The sequence below is a fragment of the Novosphingobium sp. FKTRR1 genome (assembly GCF_020404405.1).
In the GTDB taxonomy this organism is placed as follows: domain Bacteria; phylum Pseudomonadota; class Alphaproteobacteria; order Sphingomonadales; family Sphingomonadaceae; genus Novosphingobium.
On record NZ_JAIZDA010000017.1, the window covers coordinates 77,681 to 95,281 of the forward strand.

At 63.7% G+C, this 17,601-nt stretch carries 17 protein-coding genes and 1 pseudogene; 9 read left to right on the forward strand and 9 right to left on the reverse strand.

The window, feature by feature from the left end; all coding sequences use genetic code 11:
- Window positions 1–24: 24 nt before the first annotated feature.
- A complete protein-coding gene (locus LDN95_RS15855) occupies window positions 25–3,438 on the reverse strand; it encodes a S41 family peptidase (protein WP_226018569.1) in 3,414 nt (1,137 codons plus the stop codon).
- Between the two features lie 179 nt (window positions 3,439–3,617).
- Here LDN95_RS15855 and LDN95_RS15860 point away from each other — a divergent pair, with 179 nt between their 5' ends.
- The 3 genes from LDN95_RS15860 (at window position 3,618) to LDN95_RS15870 (ending at window position 6,402) form a co-directional block, all read left to right on the forward strand.
- Window positions 3,618–4,097 carry a hypothetical protein gene (locus tag LDN95_RS15860; RefSeq protein WP_226018570.1) on the forward strand — a complete coding sequence of 160 codons (480 nt, stop codon included), beginning with the start codon at window positions 3,618–3,620 and terminating at the stop codon, window positions 4,095–4,097.
- A 128-nt stretch (window positions 4,098–4,225) separates the two neighbouring features.
- The gene (locus LDN95_RS15865) at window positions 4,226–5,092 is read left to right on the forward strand and encodes a rhodanese-related sulfurtransferase (RefSeq protein WP_226018571.1); all 867 of its coding nucleotides are present in this window, start codon (window positions 4,226–4,228) and stop codon (window positions 5,090–5,092) included.
- Complete coding sequence (locus tag LDN95_RS15870) at window positions 5,089–6,402, forward strand: Hsp70 family protein (protein WP_226018572.1); 1,314 nt, start codon at window positions 5,089–5,091, stop codon at window positions 6,400–6,402. Before LDN95_RS15865 ends, LDN95_RS15870 begins: the two co-directional genes overlap by 4 nt.
- A 177-nt stretch (window positions 6,403–6,579) precedes the next feature.
- On the opposite strand, the gene LDN95_RS15875 is transcribed toward LDN95_RS15870, so the two are convergent.
- A complete protein-coding gene (locus LDN95_RS15875; RefSeq protein ID WP_370631703.1) occupies window positions 6,580–6,864 on the reverse strand; it encodes a GIY-YIG nuclease family protein in 285 nt (94 codons plus the stop codon).
- Window positions 6,865–7,041: 177 nt separating this feature from the next.
- Here LDN95_RS15875 and LDN95_RS15880 point away from each other — a divergent pair, with 177 nt between their 5' ends.
- Window positions 7,042–7,458 (forward strand): hypothetical protein, encoded by a 417-nt coding sequence (locus LDN95_RS15880; protein WP_226018574.1) that lies wholly within the window; start codon window positions 7,042–7,044, stop codon window positions 7,456–7,458.
- A gap of 144 nt (window positions 7,459–7,602) precedes the next feature.
- Window positions 7,603–8,409: a sugar phosphate isomerase/epimerase gene (locus LDN95_RS15885; protein WP_226018575.1), complete on the forward strand. Its 807-nt coding sequence runs from the start codon at window positions 7,603–7,605 to the stop codon at window positions 8,407–8,409.
- Between the two features lie 75 nt (window positions 8,410–8,484).
- Here the strand turns inward: LDN95_RS15885 and LDN95_RS15890 are convergent, their stop codons facing one another.
- The 4 genes from LDN95_RS15890 to LDN95_RS15905 form a co-directional block, all read right to left on the reverse strand.
- Window positions 8,485–9,540, reverse strand: a complete 1,056-nt coding sequence (locus LDN95_RS15890; protein ID WP_226018576.1) for a ribonucleotide-diphosphate reductase subunit beta — start codon at window positions 9,538–9,540, stop codon at window positions 8,485–8,487.
- A gap of 201 nt (window positions 9,541–9,741) precedes the next feature.
- Entirely contained in the window at window positions 9,742–10,260 is a 519-nt protein-coding gene (locus LDN95_RS15895) for a PepSY domain-containing protein (protein WP_370631700.1), read from the reverse strand.
- A gap of 18 nt (window positions 10,261–10,278) precedes the next feature.
- Entirely contained in the window at window positions 10,279–10,623 is a 345-nt protein-coding gene (locus LDN95_RS15900; RefSeq protein WP_226018578.1) for a membrane protease subunit, read from the reverse strand.
- 88 nt (window positions 10,624–10,711) lie between these two features.
- On the reverse strand, window positions 10,712–12,745 hold the full coding sequence (locus tag LDN95_RS15905; protein ID WP_370631701.1) for a ribonucleoside-diphosphate reductase subunit alpha: 2,034 nt from the start codon (window positions 12,743–12,745) through the stop codon (window positions 10,712–10,714).
- A gap of 630 nt (window positions 12,746–13,375) precedes the next feature.
- On the opposite strand from LDN95_RS15905, the gene LDN95_RS15910 reads away from it, so the two are divergent.
- Window positions 13,376–13,624, forward strand: coding sequence for a GlsB/YeaQ/YmgE family stress response membrane protein (locus LDN95_RS15910; RefSeq protein WP_226018579.1), 249 nt, complete (start codon window positions 13,376–13,378; stop codon window positions 13,622–13,624).
- A 48-nt stretch (window positions 13,625–13,672) separates the two neighbouring features.
- Here the strand turns inward: LDN95_RS15910 and nadB are convergent, their stop codons facing one another.
- Window positions 13,673–15,277, reverse strand: a complete 1,605-nt coding sequence (gene nadB, locus LDN95_RS15915; protein ID WP_226018580.1) for an L-aspartate oxidase — start codon at window positions 15,275–15,277, stop codon at window positions 13,673–13,675.
- Between the two features lie 201 nt (window positions 15,278–15,478).
- On the opposite strand from nadB, the gene LDN95_RS15920 reads away from it, so the two are divergent.
- The gene (locus tag LDN95_RS15920; protein ID WP_226018581.1) at window positions 15,479–15,649 is read left to right on the forward strand and encodes a hypothetical protein; all 171 of its coding nucleotides are present in this window, start codon (window positions 15,479–15,481) and stop codon (window positions 15,647–15,649) included.
- An 82-nt stretch (window positions 15,650–15,731) separates the two neighbouring features.
- Here LDN95_RS15920 and LDN95_RS15925 read toward each other — a convergent pair whose 3' ends face one another.
- Entirely contained in the window at window positions 15,732–16,664 is a 933-nt protein-coding gene (locus LDN95_RS15925; RefSeq protein WP_226018582.1) for an ABC transporter ATP-binding protein, read from the reverse strand.
- 128 nt (window positions 16,665–16,792) lie between these two features.
- Between LDN95_RS15925 and LDN95_RS15930 the strand changes: the two genes are divergently transcribed.
- Entirely contained in the window at window positions 16,793–17,035 is a 243-nt protein-coding gene (locus LDN95_RS15930; RefSeq protein WP_226018583.1) for a zinc-finger domain-containing protein, read from the forward strand.
- 34 nt (window positions 17,036–17,069) lie between these two features.
- Window positions 17,070–17,507 carry a hypothetical protein gene (locus LDN95_RS15935; RefSeq protein ID WP_226018584.1) on the forward strand — a complete coding sequence of 146 codons (438 nt, stop codon included), beginning with the start codon at window positions 17,070–17,072 and terminating at the stop codon, window positions 17,505–17,507.
- Here LDN95_RS15935 and LDN95_RS15940 read toward each other — a convergent pair.
- Window positions 17,496–17,601 (reverse strand): annotated as a pseudogene (locus LDN95_RS15940) (IS5/IS1182 family transposase); the annotation flags it as partial. The gene LDN95_RS15935 and the pseudogene LDN95_RS15940 sit on opposite strands and share 12 nt — an antisense overlap.

Consider the following 17,601-nt stretch of genomic DNA (forward strand, 5'->3'; position numbering starts at 1 on the left):
CGGTGACGGTCCAGCCGTAGCCCCTCAGTCCGGCAGCACCGGCTTCTTGTCTGGCGTGGCTGGTTTGGCGAATGTCGGTTGCGGGTTGGCTTCGAGCAGGCGCAGCGCTTCGGCAACGGCGCGTTCGAGCTGCGGGTCGTGGCCTTGCCTTAGCAGTGCGGGTTCCTGCACCACTTCGATATCCGGGGCGATGCCGATGTTCTCGACCTCCCATTCGCCCTTGGTGCCATAGAGCGCCCAGCGCGGTGCGGTAATGCTGCCGCCATCGACCAGATCGGGATAGCCGCCGATACCGACCAGTCCGCCCCAGGTGCGCGTGCCGATCAGCGGGCCAACGGCGTTCTTCTTGAACAGCCACGGCATGGCATCGCCGCCCGATCCCGACATTTCGTTGATGATCATCACTTTGGGGCCATAGATCGCCATCGCCGGTTCCATCTGGTCGGCACCTTCGCGGCTTTGGTTGATCATCTGCGGCGTGCGCTTGAGCACGTCGATGATATAGTCCGCAATCGATCCGCCGTGGTTGAAACGCTCGTCGAGCACCGCGCCCTTCTTGCCCACTTGCGCGAAGTAATAGCGGTTGAAGTTGGCAAAGCCGCCGCTGAACGTATCGGGCAGATAGACATAGGCCAGCTTGCCGCCCGACAGCGCATCGACCTTGCGCCGGTTGGCCTCCATCCAGCCATGCAGGCGCAAGGCACCCTCGCTGGCGATGGGCACCACGGTAACCTGCCGCGATCCCGTGCCATCGGCGCTGGGACCAACGGTCAGCACGGTCTGCTTGCCCGCCGTGCCATCGAGCGCGCGCGACACGTCGGCATCGCCGCTGACCGGACGGCCATTGACCGCAAGCAGGAAATCACCCTGCTTCACCGCCACGCCCGGCTGGCTGAGCGGGGCGACCAGCTTGGGGTTCCAGTTCTCGCCGGTCAGGATGTTGGCGATCTGCCAGTGCCCGCCTGCCAAGGCATAATCAGCCCCCAGCAGGCCGACTTTGGCACTTTGCTGTTCGGGCATGTCGCCGCCGTTGATGAAGGTGTGGCCCACGCCGATGTGGCCGGTCATTTCTTCAAGCAGCACGTTCAGATCCTGCCGCGCGGCCAGACCGGGCAGGAAGCGGGCATAGAGTTTGCGCGCCCTGTCGAGATCGAGGCCATGCAGCTTGGGGTCATAGAAGAAGTCCCGCTCGATCCGCCACGCCTCGTTGTAGATCTGCTTCCATTCGGCTTGCGGGTCGACCCAGACGCGCACGTCATCCAGCTTCAGCGCACCGTCGCCGTCCTTCACTTCCTTGTCGGCATCGGCGACGATCCATGCGCCCTTGCGTGCCAGCAGCAGCTTCGATCCATCGGCCGAGAGCGAGAACGTGCCTGGCATAACGCCTTCGGCCAGCGTCTTGGTCTTGCGTTCCTTCAGGTCGAAGCGCAGCAGCGTGCGCGCAGGGCCGGGGCCTTCGCTTTCGAGGTAGTCGGCATCGGTCGTGGCGGGTGGGATCGTTTCGACATAGACCGCGCCATCCTTGCCGGTTTCCAGCGAGACAATGTTGGCGCGCGGGATCGGCAGCGCCAGAATGCGCTGGTCGAGCCCGGCGAAATCGATCGCCACCGGAGCGGGGGGCTTGGGTTTGTCGCCATCCTTCGCGGCGGGCTTGTCCGCGCCCTCCGCTGTGCCATCGGCCTTGTCGGGCTTGCCCGCGCGCGGCTTCTTCGCTGCGCTGCCGGGCGCAGTGTCGTCGGCCTTGGCTTCCTCGTCGCTTTGCGGGGCGATCGGGCTGACGGTGTCCTTGCCCAGCACCATCACGTAAACCGCGCGATCTACAGCGCGGCCCATGCTCGACATGTCGAGCCAGCCAGCGCCAAGGCCGGTGGCGGTGGTTGCGGCAAAGAACAGGTATTTGCCACTGCGGTCAAAGCGCGGACCGGTTACATCGCTCAACCCGTCAGTGATCTGCGTGGCCTTGCCGCTGGCCAGCGAATAGACGAACGCGGCGTGCAGATGGCTGGGCAACTGCTTGGTATAGGCGACCCACTGGCTGTCGGGCGACCAGCCGGGGTTGAAATCCTGAGCCGGGCTGTCGAACAAGTCGGCATCGATCTTCTGCGGCACGCCCTTGGCCAGATCGACCAGCCACAGGTTCATGCGCTTGTCGGCCAGCACGATCTTCTTCGCATCGGGCGACCAGTGCGGCTGGTAGAAGAACGAGGGCGGCGCGCCCAGCGCGATCTTGCGCACTGGGCCAAGGCCATCCGCCGCGCCGATATGCAGCGCATATTCGCCGCTTTCATCGCTCAGCCAGGCCACTTTGCTGCCATCGGGCGAAGGCGCGGGAAAGCGATCGGCGGCACCGGGCGATTGGGTCAGGTTGCGGACGTCGCCCTTGTCGGCGGGGGCGGAAAGGATCTCGCCGCGCGTTTCGATCAGCACGCGCTTGCCGCTGGCGGACAGCCGCGCATTGGCGATCGCGTCGGGCTTCACCTCGACATAGCGGGCACGGCGTTGCGGCAGGTCGGCGGCGATCGTGACCGGCACCGGCGTGACCGTGCCGCTGGCAATGTCATAGATTTCGAGCTTGCCGAAGTGGTCGAGCACCACGCCGCCCGGCCCCGCACCCGCCGAAGCGATGTCGAACCCGCGCGCGTTGTCGATCAGTTTGACGATCGCGCCGTTGGCGGGGTCAAAGCTGTAGAGCGTGACCGGCCCGTCGCGGTCCGACAGGAAATAGACTTTGTCGCCGATCCACAGTGGGTTGGTGTCGTTGCTGTTGGGGCGCGGGATCGGCGTCACGCTGCCATCGGCGAGCCTTGCCACCCAGATTCGCGCGGTCTGCCCGCCGCGATATTGTTTCCACGCCGGTTGCCACTGCTGGATCGGGCTATAGGCGATCCGCGCACCATCGGGCGAGAAGGCGCCGGCCTCACCGGTTGGCAGCGGCACCGCTGCGGGGGCACCGCCGCTGGCCGGTACAGTGTAGAGCTGGTTCTGATCGCGCACCGCGTAGCGCGGGCTGCGCAGCAGCACCGACCGGCCATCGGCGGACCAGCCGACAGCCACGTCGCGGCCGGGGTGCCAGGTCAGCCGCCGTGGCTCACCCCCGGCCGCCGGAACGACGTAGACATCGGTGTTGCCGTCATAACGGCCGGTAAAGGCGATCTGGCTGCCATCGGGTGAAAAGATCGGCCCGGACAACTGGCCCTGTCCGGCCACCAACCGCACCGCCTGCCCCCCACTGCGCGGGACCACCCAGATTTCGCCGCCATAGACGAACGCGATCCGCGTGGCCGACAATGTGGGGTGCTGCAACAGCAGCGGAGCGGATGCGCCGTTCGGCTCGGCCGCGGGCTGTGTTGCCGGTGCAGCGGCCTGTGCCTGCGCCAGTCCAGCCGGAGAAATCCCCGCGAGCAAGGCACTGGCCATGCCGATCATGAACCCACGCATCGATGTTCCCCCCGAAAGACCTGTTTGATCGGCAGGCTAACCGATGATTGCGCCATCGGGCAAGCGCGGCATCGCTAGAACGCCCATACAGGCCGACCAGCGTTCAGCGTGCCCGATGGAACCTGTTGGCGGCCTCATGCGTCTAGATGCAACACGCCCATTCGACGAGGAGACACCGCATGGACGACCGTCCCATCGAGCCGAACGATCCGCCGCCGCTCCCACACGACGAACCAACCGGACCCGAACCGATCGTGCCCGCACCGATCAGCCCGGAAGTGCCGTCCGAAACCGAAGCGCCCCGTGCCATAGCGCCGGACGTACCCGAGGCGGTTGCTCCACCGACTGATCCCGACGATCCTGGTCTTGACAACAGCGTACAGGATGATGAGGGCGAGCAGGCGCAAACTCTTGCCGAGGAGGCGCGCTATGGCGGGTTGGTCCACGATCCGGTCACCGACAGCGAGCGCGTCCCCGGCGGCATCGACGACGACGACGACGACGGGGGAACCCCCGATCTGGTCGATCACATGAACCAGATGGTCACCTCGGGCCGCATCGACATGGACGCCTTTCGCGGTGAGCGGAACGACGATGACGCCGACTGGGCGCTCGGCGAGGCGGGCGAGGAGGACGAAGGGCCGCGCGGCGCACCATAGGCGCCGAGCCACCTGCCTGAACCGGAACTTTCGCCCCCGGAACTTTCGCCCATCGCCTACCTTTGCACGGGTGGCCGCCCTCGCTATGGGGCGGCGGCAAGGCCGGTTGGCGAAAGGAAGGCGTGGGCGTGACAAGCGATCAGCAAGGCGATGTGCCTGAGCTTGCGCCTCCGGTGTGCGTGGCTGCGCTGTACAAGTTCGCTTCCTTTGCCGACTGCCACGCCCTGCGCGGGCCGCTGCTCGATTTGTGCGAGGACGAAAGTGTGCGCGGCACCCTGTTGCTGGCGCCCGAGGGCATCAACGGCACCATCGCAGGGCCAGCCGATGGCATCGCGCGCGTGCTCGACCATATCCGCACGCTGCCCGATTGTGCCGACCTCGACGTCAAGTTCTCGACCGCTCAGGCCATGCCGTTCGGCCGGATGAAAGTGCGGATCAAGCGCGAGATCGTGACGATGGGCCAGCCCGATATCGATCCGCGCGCCAGCGTCGGTACCTATGTCGCGCCGCACCACTGGAACGCGCTGATTGCCGATCCGGCCACCATCGTGATCGACACGCGCAACAGCTATGAGGTCGCGATCGGCACCTTTTCGGGCGCAATCGACCCCAAAACGAGCAGTTTCCGCGAGTTTCCCGACTGGTTTCGCCGCGAACGCAGTCGCCTGCTGGGAGAAGGGACTCCTCCCAAGGTCGCGATGTTCTGCACCGGCGGCATCCGCTGCGAGAAGTCGACAGCCTTCCTCAAGGCCGAGGGCGTGGACGAGGTCTACCACCTGAAAGGCGGCATCCTCGCCTACCTCGAACACGTTCCGCCCGAACAGAGCCTGTGGCAGGGCGAATGCTTCGTGTTCGACGAAAGGGTGGCGATCGGCCACGGGCTGGTCGAGGGCGAGAGCACGCTCTGCCGCGATTGTGGCGGCGCGATTGTTGCCTATCAGGAATGCGCGGTCTGTCAGGCCGAAGTTTCGGACATCGGAGCACCGCGAACATGAGCGGCGAGGCGCTTGGCATCGATTTCGGCACGACCAATTCGGTCATCGCCAAGTCCGTTGGTCCCGGTGAAGCCAGCCTTGTCGACTTTGCCGCCCCCGGCAACAGCGTGGCCGCCGTGTTCCGCACTGCACTGTGTTTCTGGCAGGATGCGGCGATCCGCACCCGGCTGGCGCCATCCGGGCTGGCGCATGAGGCCGGGCCTTGGGCCATCGCCGAGTTCCTCGATTTCCCGCAGGAATGCCGCTTTCTGCAATCGTTCAAGTCGGTGGCCGCCAACTCGGCATTCGATACCGCCAGCGTGTTTGAAAAGCGGCTGCGTTTTGAAGACCTTGGCCGCATCTTCATCGATCACTTGCTCGAACGGGCGGGTGCAGCGTTGCAGCCCTTGCCCGAACGCATCGTGGTCGGGCGTCCGGTGCGCTATGTTGGCGCGCGGCCCGATCCGGCGCTGGCCCGCACCCGCTATGACGCGATGTTCGCACTGCTGGGGCGCGAGGTGCACTATGTCCACGAACCGTTGGGCGCCGCCTATGGCTTTGCTGCGCGGCTCGACCATGCCGCAACCCTGCTGGTGGCCGATTTCGGCGGGGGCACCAGCGACTTCTCGATCGTGCGGGTGCAGGAACCGGGCGCGGCACAGCGCTGCATCCCGCTGGGGTCGGCAGGGATAGGCATCGCGGGCGATCGTTTCGATTACCGCATCATGGATCGGCTGGTGCTGCCGCTGCTGGGAAAGGGCGGCACATACCGCTCGTTCGACAAAGTGCTGGAGATCCCCGACGGGCACTTCACCGATTTCGGCGACTGGTCGCGCCTTGCGCTGATGCGCAACCGCCGCACACTGGCCGAACTGGCGCGGCTGCAACACAGCGCGACCGACAAGGCGGCCATCGCCCGGATGATCGCGGTGGTCGAAAACGAACTGGGTTATCCGCTCTACGATGCGGTCGGCCAGCTCAAGCGCGCGCTCTCGACCCAGACCCACGCGGCGTTCCACTTTGACAGCGATGACCTGACGATCGCGGCCGAAGTCACCCGCGCAGAGTTCGAAAGCTGGATCGCGCCCGACCTTGCCCAGATCGCCGAGACCGTCGATGCCGCACTGGCCAGCGCGGGTCTTACCGCAGACCAGATCGACCACGTGTTCCTGACCGGCGGCTCCTCGCTGATCCCGGCGGTGCGACGGTTGTTCGAGGCGCGGTTTGGCGACAGCCGCATCGACAGCGGCAACGAACTGACCTCGATCGCCCACGGCCTCGCCCTGATCGGCCAGGCCCCCGACATCGCGCAGTGGACGGCTTCGGACTGAGGGCGCTGGAGGGCGTGGAAGAGCTCCGTTGTCGGGAACGCCCGCAATGCGCCACTTTCCCTTGAAACCGGACTTTCCGGACACGACACCGTTGCTGACATCCACAATCGCAACCGCACGCTCCCAACCGTCACCCCGGGCTTGACCCGGGGTCCCGCTGCTTCTTCCAGCGACCTGTCAGACGAGGCCATCGTAAAGGTCGAGCCAGTCCGGATTGCCCTGCTCGATCAGATCGAACTTGAAATCTCGACGCCATCGTTTGAGGCGCTTTTCATGCTGGATGCACGCTTCGATGCTGTCGCCGCGTTCTGCCCAGACAAGCAGCTTCAATCCGTAACGAGCGCAGAAGTCGGAACCGGTTCCCAGCCGATGCTGGTGGATACGGGCCGCGAGATCGGACGTGACACCGACATACATCGCGCCGCGATAGCGGTCTGCCATGATGTGGACCCAGCCGCCGATCCTTTGGTGCGAGAAAAGAGAAAGCGGGACCCCGGGTCAAGCCCGGGGTGACGGTGGGGAGGGATGGTGTTGAAGTGCCGGGCGCGGCATTCTGCTTTCGCGCACTCGGGGCAAAAACCTGCCGTTCCGGATACGACAACATTGCGGACGTTAGGTCCAACGCCGATAGGTTGACTTATGGTGCCCGAACTCTCCCACTTTCATGACGGACTGCTCACAGGCATCGTTCTCGGTGAGCAAGCGGCCACAATCTTTTTGCGCAAGTCAACCGGTGAGGACTACACGTTGATGCTTTCCGGCCTTGAAGTCCTCCAAATGGAAGATTTCAGGCAGGGCAACATCATCTTGATGATTGAAGTTGTAAGTGGCCAGTTGCCATATCTTCACTCAGGATTTGAGCGGCTATTTGTGCCGCCTCACCCGGCAGCGGCCGAGCAATACCACCAAGCGCATGCAGGCGTCGTTGCGCGACAAGCCTCTCGGATTGCAACTGGCGAGGCTTCCTTGGTTGTCATCGTACCCTCGTATGGTGCCGACCTTCTTGCAATCTGCCGCGAGGTTAGCCTCGCCAAGCATCACACGAGCAGCAGCTAACCACGACTTTCCCGCCATCCAGTCCGCTGTCCGCGCCCCTCAATAGCGGTCGCCCGTTAATCCACGCCGCCTAGCTCTTCTTTGAGGCGGTTTTCCAAGGGCGGGCGTGTAGGTTCCCCGGTGATAAAACAGAGGGGCACGGATATGGGCAGACACCATCCATTGGCCATGGCTTCGGGAATCATGCCCGAAGCGACGCCGGTGCAACTGGTCGAGGCAGCGGCGGCGGCGGGCTTTGCGCTGGGCGGCATGTGGTTTGAACCCGCGACATGGACCGATGCGACCACCCGCGCCGTGGGCCGCGCGCTCGCCGCTACCGGGTTGCAATTGCTCGATATCGAGGTGGTGTGGATCAAGCCCGGCCCGCTCGATCCCGATCACGTCCGTCTGGTCGAGGTCGGTGCCGAACTGGGCGCGCGCAATGTGCTGTGCGTCAGCAGCGATCCCGATGCGGGCGCCACGCGCGACAAGCTGGCCGCGCTGGCCGAGGTCGGGGAGCGTGCCGGTATCCGCATCAATCTGGAGTTCGGGCTGTTCACCGAAGTCCGCACTATCCACGCGGCCAGCGCAATCTTGCGCCAGATCGCATCGCCCGCCATCGGCTTGCTGGTCGACAGTCTGCACTGGCAACGTTCGGGGGGCACCATTGCCGACATCGCCGCCATTCCGCCAGCCTGGCTCAGTTACGCCCAGCTTTGCGATGCGCCGCTCGACTTCGCCCATCTCGATGATCCACAAGCCATCATCACCGAAGCGATCGATGGCCGTCTGCCGCTCGGTCATGGCCAATTGCCGTTGCGCGCAATCATCGAAGCGCTGCCCGACGGCCTGCCGATCGCGATCGAGGAGCGCTCGAAAGCGCTGCGCGATGGTTGGCCCGATCTCGATGACCGCGCCCGCCGCCTGATGGAGACGTCGAGCGCGTTCATGGATGCGCTGTCGGTTGAGTGAGGCGGTAGGCGGCGTTGCCGACCGCGTAAGAACAGGGACGGCTGAGGGAATGCCCCCTGAGCCGTCCCGCCAAGATCACTCCGCCGCGATACCCGCCGAACCGAACATGTCGATCTCGACTTCGACGCCGATGTCCACGTTCGCGGCGCTCTTGGCCTTGCGGCGGCTGTCGAAGCTCGACCACACGGCATTCCAGTCCCCACGGGTGGCCGCCTTGGAATACTCGGTCGCGCGGGTTTCGAAGAAGTTGGCATGCTCCACCCCGTTGAGCAGCGGGGCGAGCCAAGGCAGGGGGTGATCCTCGATCATGTAGATCGGCTGGAAGCCCAGCTGACCCAGCCGCCAATCGGCGATGTAGCGGATGTACTTCTTGATTTCCTTGGCGCTCATGCCCGGAACCGGGCCCTGTTCGAAGGCCAGATCGATGAACGCGTCTTCCAGCCGCACGGTCTTCTGGCAGCAGTCGATGATGTCTTCCTTGACCGCCTTGGTCAGGCAGCCGCGTTCCTGCACAAAGGCGTGGAACAGCTTGGTGATGCCTTCGCAGTGCAGCGATTCGTCGCGCACCGACCAGGTCACGATCTGGCCCATGCCCTTCATCTTGTTGAAGCGCGGGAAGTTCATCAGCATGGCAAAGCTGGCGAACAGTTGCAGCCCTTCGGTGAAACCGCCGAACATCGCCAGCGTGCGGGCGATATCCTCGTCATTGTCGACGCCGAACTGCTGCAGGTAATCGTGCTTGGCGCGCATCTCCTCGTATTCGAGGAACATGCCGTATTCGCTTTCGGGCATGCCGATGGTGTCGAGCAAGTGCGAATAAGCTGCGATATGAACCGTTTCCATGTTGGAAAACGCCGCCAGCATCATCTTGACCTCGGTCGGCTTGAACACGCGACCGTACTTTTCGTGGTAGCAATCCTGCACCTCGACGTCGGCCTGCGTGAAGAAGCGGAAGATCTGCGTCAGCAGGTTGCGCTCGTGCTCGCTGATCTTCTGTGCCCAGTCGCGGCAATCTTCGCCCAGCGGCACTTCCTCGGGCATCCAGTGGATCTGCTGCTGGCGCTTCCAGAAGTCATAGGCCCACGGATATTCGAAGGGCTTGTAGGTCTTGCGGGCTTCGAGAAGGGACATGGGCGTGAACTCCTGGGCAATACGGTCAAGATAGGCGCGCAAGGGCCCGGCGCGAAGGGCGCGCAGGGAGCGAGGCTGGGGAAAACGCCTGCCCACTGGGGCAGGAGGATCGGGGATGCGCAAAGGCCGGCAGCGCGCTTGCGCCACCGGCCGTTACGAAAAAGCGCTGTTCGGGCGCAGCTGCCTGCGCCTGAACGGGCGTTACTTCCAGAACCAGCCCGGCTTCAGGCTGCGTTGCGCACGGTTGCGCCACATCTGGACATACAGCCACAGGCCCGAAAAGCTGAAGAAGATCATGGCGAAGCCCGACAGCGTGCCGATTGCCACGCCGACCGGACCGAATGTCTCGCCCGAATGCAGGTGATGGAAGAAGCCCACCAGCGCGCGGGCTCCGCCCTGCTTGGGCTTGGGTCGGCAGAAATAGTCGGGCGGGCAGACGAAGGCTGGCTTGGCCTGCGATCCAGCGGCTGCCTGCTCGGTCCTGGGCGGGCCGCCCTCTCCGCCGATCAACGGCAGGATCTGGCTGATCGTCCCGGTGACGGCGATCCACAACAGAAACACACTGAAAAACACCGAAAGCCAGCGATGCCACTTGCGCACGAAACGATCCCCTTTGGTATTGCGAATTAGTCGCAACTGTAGCAGCGCTTGCGGGGATCGCGCAAGCAGGCACCTTGTCGCGGATTGTAACGCCTGCGCGGTGCGGATGCTCGCGCACAACGAAATCCGACGTGTCGCTCATTGCGCTGCCAGTCGACGCGACTCTGTCACGGGCAAACCTGCTTCGGTCGGCACGTAGATCAGGCTGGCCTTTGTATCTTCGAGCGCCTGTATTTGCAGATACCGCAGATAGCCTTCCGGACCGCCCAGCGAATCCTGCAATATCCGATTGGCCTTGGCCGCACCTTCGGCACGTATCACTTCGGCTTCGGCAAGCGAGATTGCGCTTTCCTTCTTGGCTCGGGCTTCGAGGATGGCAACTTGGCGTGACGATTGCGCCTCTGCAAGTGCGGCCTCTCCAGCAAGACGCTGCGAATAGACGCGATACTGCGGATAGACGACCAATGCCGCGACCAGCAGCAAGGCTGCGGCCAAGACGCCGATCAATCCGCAGCCCTGCTTCTGGTCCATTAGTCCTGCCAACTTCTGACACCTTGCAAAGTCTCTGCCATCACTGGCAGGCGAGGCATTCCTCGTAGTCGGTCTGATCGCCCGCGCTCAGTTCGATCTTGGCCAGTTCGGCGGTGTTGTCGGCCTCAACCCCACCGGCGAACCCGGCGCGCTGCACCGACTTCGAGCGCAGATAATACAGGCTCTTGATGCCCTTTTCCCATGCCTGGAAGTGGAGCATCAGCAAGTCCCACTTGTCGACGTCGGCGGGGATGTAGAGGTTCAGCGACTGCGCCTGATCGATGTAGGGTGTGCGGTCCGCAGCGAATTCGAGCAGCCAGCGCTGGTCGATCTCGAAGCTGGTCTTGTACACCGCCTTTTCCTCGGGGCTGAGGAAATCAAGGTGCTGGACCGAACCGCCGCGTTCAAGGATCGAATTCCACACATTGGTGGAATCCTTCGATTTCGCCTGCAGCAGCCGCTCAAGGTATTCGTTCTTGACCACGAACGAGCCCGACAGCGTCTTGTGGGTGTAGATATTGGCCGGGATCGGCTCGATGCAGGCCGACGTGCCACCGCAGATGATGCTGATCGAGGCGGTCGGCGCGATCGCCATCTTGCACGAAAAGCGCTGCATCACGCCCATGTCGGCGGCATCGGGGCAGGGCCCGCGCTCTTGCGCCAGCAGCAGGCTGGCTTCGTCCGCCTTCGAGGCTACGTGGCGGAACATCTTGAGGTTCCACGCCTTGGCCATCGCGCTTTCGAAGGCGATGCCCTTTTTCTGCAGGAACGAGTGGAAGCCCATCACGCCCATGCCGACGCTGCGTTCGCGCATCGCCGAATACTTGGCGCGTGCCATTTCGGGCGCGGCGCGGTCGATATAGTCCTGCAGCACGTTGTCGAGGAAGCGCAGCACGTCCTCGATGAAGCGCTTGTCGCCTTCCCACTGTTCCCAGGTTTCCAGGTTGAGCGAGGACAGGCAGCAGACCGCCGTGCGGTCGTTGCCCAGGTGGTCGCGGCCGGTCGGCAGGGTGATTTCCGAGCACAAGTTCGAGGTCGAGACCTTGAGCCCGAGGTCGCGGTGATGCTTGGGCATCATGCGGTTCACGGTGTCGGAGAACACGATGTAGGGCTCGCCCGTGGCCAGCCGGGTTTCGACCAGCTTCTGGAACAGCGAGCGCGCGTCGATGGTGCTGCGGACAGAACCGTCCTTGGGGCTGCGCAAATGGAACTCGGCGCCATCGCGCACGGCTTCCATGAACTCGTCGGTCAGCAGCACGCCGTGGTGCAGGTTGAGCGCCTTGCGGTTGAAGTCGCCGCTCGGCTTGCGGATTTCGAGGAACTCTTCGATCTCGGGGTGCGAGACATCGAGGTAGCAGGCTGCCGAACCACGGCGCAGCGAACCCTGGCTGATGGCGAGCGTCAGCGAATCCATCACCCGCACGAACGGAATGATGCCGCTGGTCTTGCCGTTCAGCCCGACGCTTTCGCCGATGCCGCGCACTTTGCCCCAATACGTGCCGATGCCGCCGCCGCGGCTGGCCAGCCACACGTTCTCGTTCCAGGTGTTGACGATGCCTTCAAGACTGTCGTCGACCGAGTTGAGGTAGCACGAGATCGGCAGGCCCCGTCCGGTGCCGCCGTTCGACAGCACCGGCGTGGCGGGCATGAACCACAGCTTGGAGATGTAATCGTACAGCCGCTGGGCATGGTCCTGATCGTCGGCATAGGCATCGGCGACGCGGGCGAACAGATCCTGATAGGTTTCGCCGGGCAGCAGATAGCGGTCGTCGAGCGTATCCTTGCCGAACGCGGTCAGCAGCGCATCGCGCGAAGCATCGGTGACGATCTTGAAGCGACGGGCGTGGACCGCCTTCGAATCCTCGGGCACGTGCGCGGCGGCACTCGCCAGCGCACCGGACAGCGCCGTCGCGGCGGCAGTGGCGATCAACGCCTCGCTGCCATGATCCTTGGCACTCATCTCCAAAGCCTTCCTGTCATCACGGGGGGCGACCGTCGTGGCACCTTCGAACCCGAGTTCGTCCTGCACTGCATCACCTGACGCCACCGAGCCGTCCCCAGTCCTGAAATCCACGCCGTCGCCCCTGTTCCTGGCGGTCCGCCGCTCCGGTTGAAGGAGCCGCAAACCTTGTTCCGAGTTGCGCCCCGTTCACCGATTGCGGCTGAAGGGGCATAAACACACAAACTTCGGGATTGGTCCGCCGCCCGGTCAGGGGACGGTTCAATCCGGATCGAATCGGAGCGCTTGCCTCAGCTTACCGCTGACGGAACATAAATGGAACATCATTCCATCACGTCCGGTTGCGAAAGCTGCACTCACGCAGAACCACGGCCCCTGGGCGTAAAGACAGGCGGGTCTGGCGGCCGCAGCCGTGCTGCATCCGTTCCGCACCCGCGGCATGTCCAACTCCAGACTAGGTTTAGAGGTTCCCGTAACGTCCGACCACTACCTATAGTGCCGCAACGCCGCGCAGACACAAGGGGGGTATACCCGCACCTCCGATTCGGTTCGTCGCACGTGCGATTCGTTTCATCGCTATGACAGCTTTGCTGCAGTGCAGCGACGCGCCGAAGCCGGGGCATTTCAAGTCCTCGTTAAGACCCCGCAGGATTTTTTTAACTGTGCTTTCGATCCTGTGGACAAACGCGATGTCCAGAGCGATGGATGCGATATCCACCACCGTTTGAACGAAGGTGCCCCAAAGTGCTCAACCTGCTGTCAATCCTGTTGACCGGCCTCGTTATCGGTCTGGCTGCGCGTTTTCTTTACCCCGGAGCGGTCGATATGGGGCTTGGCCGCACGATCCTGCTGGGGATCGCCGGCTCGCTGGTCGCCGGGGTCGCTGCCAGCCTTGGCAATCGCCAGAGCTTCGCTGACGGGGTCAACCGCGCCGGGTGCATTGCTTCGGTCGTCGGCGCGATGGTGCTGATCTTCCTCGGCCGCCACTTTTGAGCCGACGAGGAAGATCCGGGCAGAGGCTGACCGAGCCGGGCGGTCGCGTCAGCCGCGATCGGTTCCCCGGACCAGAATGGTGTCGCGCGCGGCCGGTTGGGTCTGCGGGTAGTCCTGATTGAAGTGCAGCCCACGGCTTTCGCGCCGCGCCCGCGCCGACTTCACGATCAGTTCGGCGGTCTGCAGCAGGTTGCGCAACTCGATCAGGTCGGCGGTGACGCGGAAGTTGCCGTAGTAGTCGTTGACCTCGGACTTGAGCAGCTTGATCCGGTGCGCCGCGCGCTCAAGCCGCTTGTCGGTGCGCACGATGCCGACATAGTTCCACATGAACCGGCGCAACTCGGTCCAGTTTTGCTTGATCACCACTTCCTCGTCGGAATCGGCGACGCGGCTTGAATCCCACTGGCGCAGGGCCGGAGGCTCGGAAAATTCGTCCCAGCGCGCCAGGATGTCGCGCGCGGCCGCATCGCCGAACACGAAACATTCGAGCAAGGAGTTGGACGCCAGCCGATTGGCCCCGTGCAGGCCGCTTTCCGAGCATTCCCCGACGGCATAAAGCCCGGCCAGATCAGTCCGCCCAGCCAGGTCGATCAGCACCCCGCCGCAAGTATAGTGCTGGGCCGGGACGACCGGAATGGGCTCCTTGGTCATGTCGATGCCAAGCCCCAGCAGCCGCTCGTAGATGTTGGGGAAATGACCGCGCACGAAGTCCGGGTCCATGTGACTGATGTCGAGGTGGACGTAATCGAGCCCCAGCCGCTTGATCTCGTGGTCGATGGCGCGTGCCACGATGTCGCGCGGGGCAAGTTCGGCGCGTTCGTCGAACCGGGGCATGAAGCGGGTGCCACCGCCGGGGTGGCCGGGCGGGATCTTGAGATGGCCACCTTCACCGCGCACGGCTTCGGTGATCAGGAAGTTCTTGACCTCGAGGTTGTAAAGACAGGTCGGGTGGAACTGCATGAATTCCATGTTCGACACGCGGCACCCCGCGCGCCAGGCCATGGCGATGCCGTCGCCGGTTGCCCCGCGCGGCGCGGTGCTGAACAGATATGTCCTCCCCGCCCCGCCGCTCGCCAGAATCGTCGCGCGCGCGGCAAAGCATTCGACCTTCCCGGTGCGCGTATCGAGCGCATAGGCGCCCCACACGCGGCGTTCGCCGGTGGGCTTGCTGCTGTGCCGGTCGGTGACCAGATCGACCGCGACCATGTCCGGGCGCAGGGTGATGTTGGGGTGCGCCTTTGCGGCATCGATCAGGGCCTGCTGCACGGCCCAGCCGGTGGCATCGTCGACGTGGACGATCCGCCGATGCGAATGGCCGCCTTCGCGGGTCAGATGCAAGGCGCCCGCATCATGGTTGAACGGCACGCCCAGTTGCGCCAGCCGGGCAATCGCCTGCGGCGCATGTTCGACCACGAATTCGACGGTTTCGCGGCGGTTCAGCCCGGCGCCGGCCACCATGGTGTCACGCACGTGGTCCTCGAAGGTATCGCCTTCGTCGAGCACGGCCGCGATGCCTCCCTGTGCCCATGCGGTCGATCCGCCATCGAGAGAGCCCTTGGCCAGCACCAGCACTTTGGCCTTTTCGGCCAGTACCAGCGCAGCAGTCAGCCCGGCGGCGCCGGACCCGATGATCAGAATGTCTTGGCTGGACAACGCATTTGGCTCCGCATTGGGCCCGCTGATGGGGCGGCCCGTCTCGTAGCCCTCTCTACCCGCATCGGGCAAGCCGCACGCACTTTGGTGAGGGCCACGTTAACGCTTATTAATTCTGACGGTTACGGATTTCCCGAGACTGTGCAGGTGCAGCATGGTAATGATTCGCCATAAGAATCAATTCATGGGGCGCACTTCGAGATGGTTTTCTACAGAGTGCTGTGCATGTTTAACCGGCATCGTCCTGATCGTGACCGGGTGCGATGGACCGGATTGAACTATGTGGCCGATTGCAAGGTTTGCCACCAGCGCATCCGCCGTATCAGCAAGGGGCGCTGGAGCCTGCTGCGTCAGTCCGAAAGCGAGAGCTAAGAGCCCACCCATGCCCGAAGTGAGCCGCGGACAGGTAGATAGCTGACGCGCGGTTCGCGTCGTTGATATACCGCTCTGGCAGTCAGGCGCTGGTCAGGGCGACGAAAACATCCTCGAGGTCTGCCTCGCGGGTCGAGAAGTCGACGACAGCGTAGCCTTGCGCCTGGACCAGCGAAAGCACTTCGCCCGCGGTGGTCTTGCCCTTGTCGTAGGTGATCTCGATCTCGCGCTCGGCGGTGACCGTGCTTTTCAGGAACACCGGATGCAATGGTGCCGCCTCGATCGGCCGGTCGAGCACCAGCACCACGATCTTTTCCTGCGCCATCGCCAGCAGTTCGCGCGTCGGCTTGTTGGCGATGACCGTGCCGTGGTTGATGATGGCGATCCGGTCGCACAATTGCTCGGCTTCTTCGAGGTAGTGGGTGGTCAGCACGACGGTCATCCCGCCCGCGTTCAGTTCGCTGACCAGTTCCCACAACTGGCGGCGCAGTTCGACGTCGACCCCGGCGGTCGGCTCGTCCAGCACGAGCACCGGCGGGGTGTGGACCAGCGCCTTGGCGATCAGCAGCCGCCGCCGCATCCCGCCCGACAGCGAGCGGGCATAGGCCTGCGCCTTGTCTTCAAGGTGAACCGCGCGCAGCAGTTCGAGCGAGCGCCGGGCCGACTTTGACACACCATAAAGCCCGGCCTGGATTTCCAGCACCTCGAATGGGGTGAAAAAGGGGTCGAACACCACTTCTTGCGGCACGATTCCGATCGAACCGCGCGCATTGCGCCGATCGCGGTCGATGTCGTGGCCCCAGATCTCGACCGTGCCCGATGTCTTGAGCACCATTCCGGCCAGCGTATTGATCAGCGTGGACTTGCCAGCGCCATTGGGCCCGAGCAAGCCGAAGATCTGCCCTTGCGGCACATCGAAGCTGACTCCTGAAAGGGCCAGCTTGCCCTCGGTCTTGCCGGATGGGGCATAGCGCTTGACGAGGTCGCGGATGCGGATCGCTGGGGTCGTGTCCATGGCTTGCGTCCCTGCAACCGGAATGGGGCGAGGTAAAGGGTCTTGTTCGAAGCAAACAGGGTTTCCGACCAAGTAGGGTACTTGCCCCCGCTTGTCGCTTGCAGCACCATTTGCTAGGCGCCGAGGCCATGAGCAAGGCACCCGAAACCGTCGTTACCGATTCCGCCCGTGTCTGGTGCGATGGCGCCAGCGCGATCCGTTCGAACGGCACGTTCCAGCCGTCGGCACTCGGCCATCCCCGCGTCTATCTCGAGATCGACGAGAAGGGCTATGTCGATTGCGGCTATTGCGACCGCCGCTTCGTGCTGCGCGATGGCGATGCGGCTGAGCGCGTCCTAGGAGTAAGTGCAGGGAGCATCAACCCGCGATGAAAGGCATGCTAAGAGGGTAGGAGGTTATCGAGCCATGTCCTCTTTGGATGAATTCAACGCATTGATTCTAAATCGGCTAGCCCCAGACTTTTGCTCAGATGAGTCTCGGCGGATGCAGCTCTCTGGCTTGGTCGCGACATCCAATCGCGTCACTGAAGCGGATGCTGAGGATTTTCTCAGGGCTTGGAAAACTGGCCTTTGCGCACATCAGGGGCGCGGGCAGTACCTCGTCGGTGAAGCGGTTGTTCGCGAGCAATTCTTCTGGAGCGGTGCAAAGCATTCCGAGCAGCGATCCTTTACCCTCTGGATGGAGCCGGTCATCACTGTTGCCGCTATCGGACGGCTCCATCTGGATTACAAATGGCCTTCATCGCGCCTTGCTGCGCAGTCGAATGACTGGGCCTTCGACATCGTTGCGAAAAAGGCGAACAAGGGTCTTAGAGCCCGATTCAAAAGTCTGTCATGCGGCTGAAAGTCGCGCAATTCTGCGGGTTAGCATCCGGATAGAAGCGATATTCGCCCACGCGGTCGAGCTCTCGATGGAGCGTTCCCAGTCTTTGGCGAGG

Bases quoted from the DNA above. Each gene is read 5' to 3' on its own strand.
- LDN95_RS15885 (WP_226018575.1), top strand. From the start codon at position 7,603: ATGGGCAGACACCATCCATTGGCCATGGCTTCGGGAATCATGCCCGAA.
- LDN95_RS15880 (WP_226018574.1), top strand. From the start codon at position 7,042: ATGGTGCCCGAACTCTCCCACTTTCATGACGGACTGCTCACAGGCATC.
- LDN95_RS15860 (WP_226018570.1), top strand. From the start codon at position 3,618: ATGGACGACCGTCCCATCGAGCCGAACGATCCGCCGCCGCTCCCACAC.
- LDN95_RS15890 (WP_226018576.1), bottom strand. From the start codon at position 9,540: ATGTCCCTTCTCGAAGCCCGCAAGACCTACAAGCCCTTCGAATATCCG.
- LDN95_RS15925 (WP_226018582.1), bottom strand. From the start codon at position 16,664: ATGGACACGACCCCAGCGATCCGCATCCGCGACCTCGTCAAGCGCTAT.
- LDN95_RS15920 (WP_226018581.1), top strand. From the start codon at position 15,479: ATGGTTTTCTACAGAGTGCTGTGCATGTTTAACCGGCATCGTCCTGAT.
- LDN95_RS15870 (WP_226018572.1), top strand. From the start codon at position 5,089: ATGAGCGGCGAGGCGCTTGGCATCGATTTCGGCACGACCAATTCGGTC.
- LDN95_RS15855 (WP_226018569.1), bottom strand. From the start codon at position 3,438: ATGCGTGGGTTCATGATCGGCATGGCCAGTGCCTTGCTCGCGGGGATT.
- LDN95_RS15930 (WP_226018583.1), top strand. From the start codon at position 16,793: ATGAGCAAGGCACCCGAAACCGTCGTTACCGATTCCGCCCGTGTCTGG.
- LDN95_RS15935 (WP_226018584.1), top strand. From the start codon at position 17,070: ATGTCCTCTTTGGATGAATTCAACGCATTGATTCTAAATCGGCTAGCC.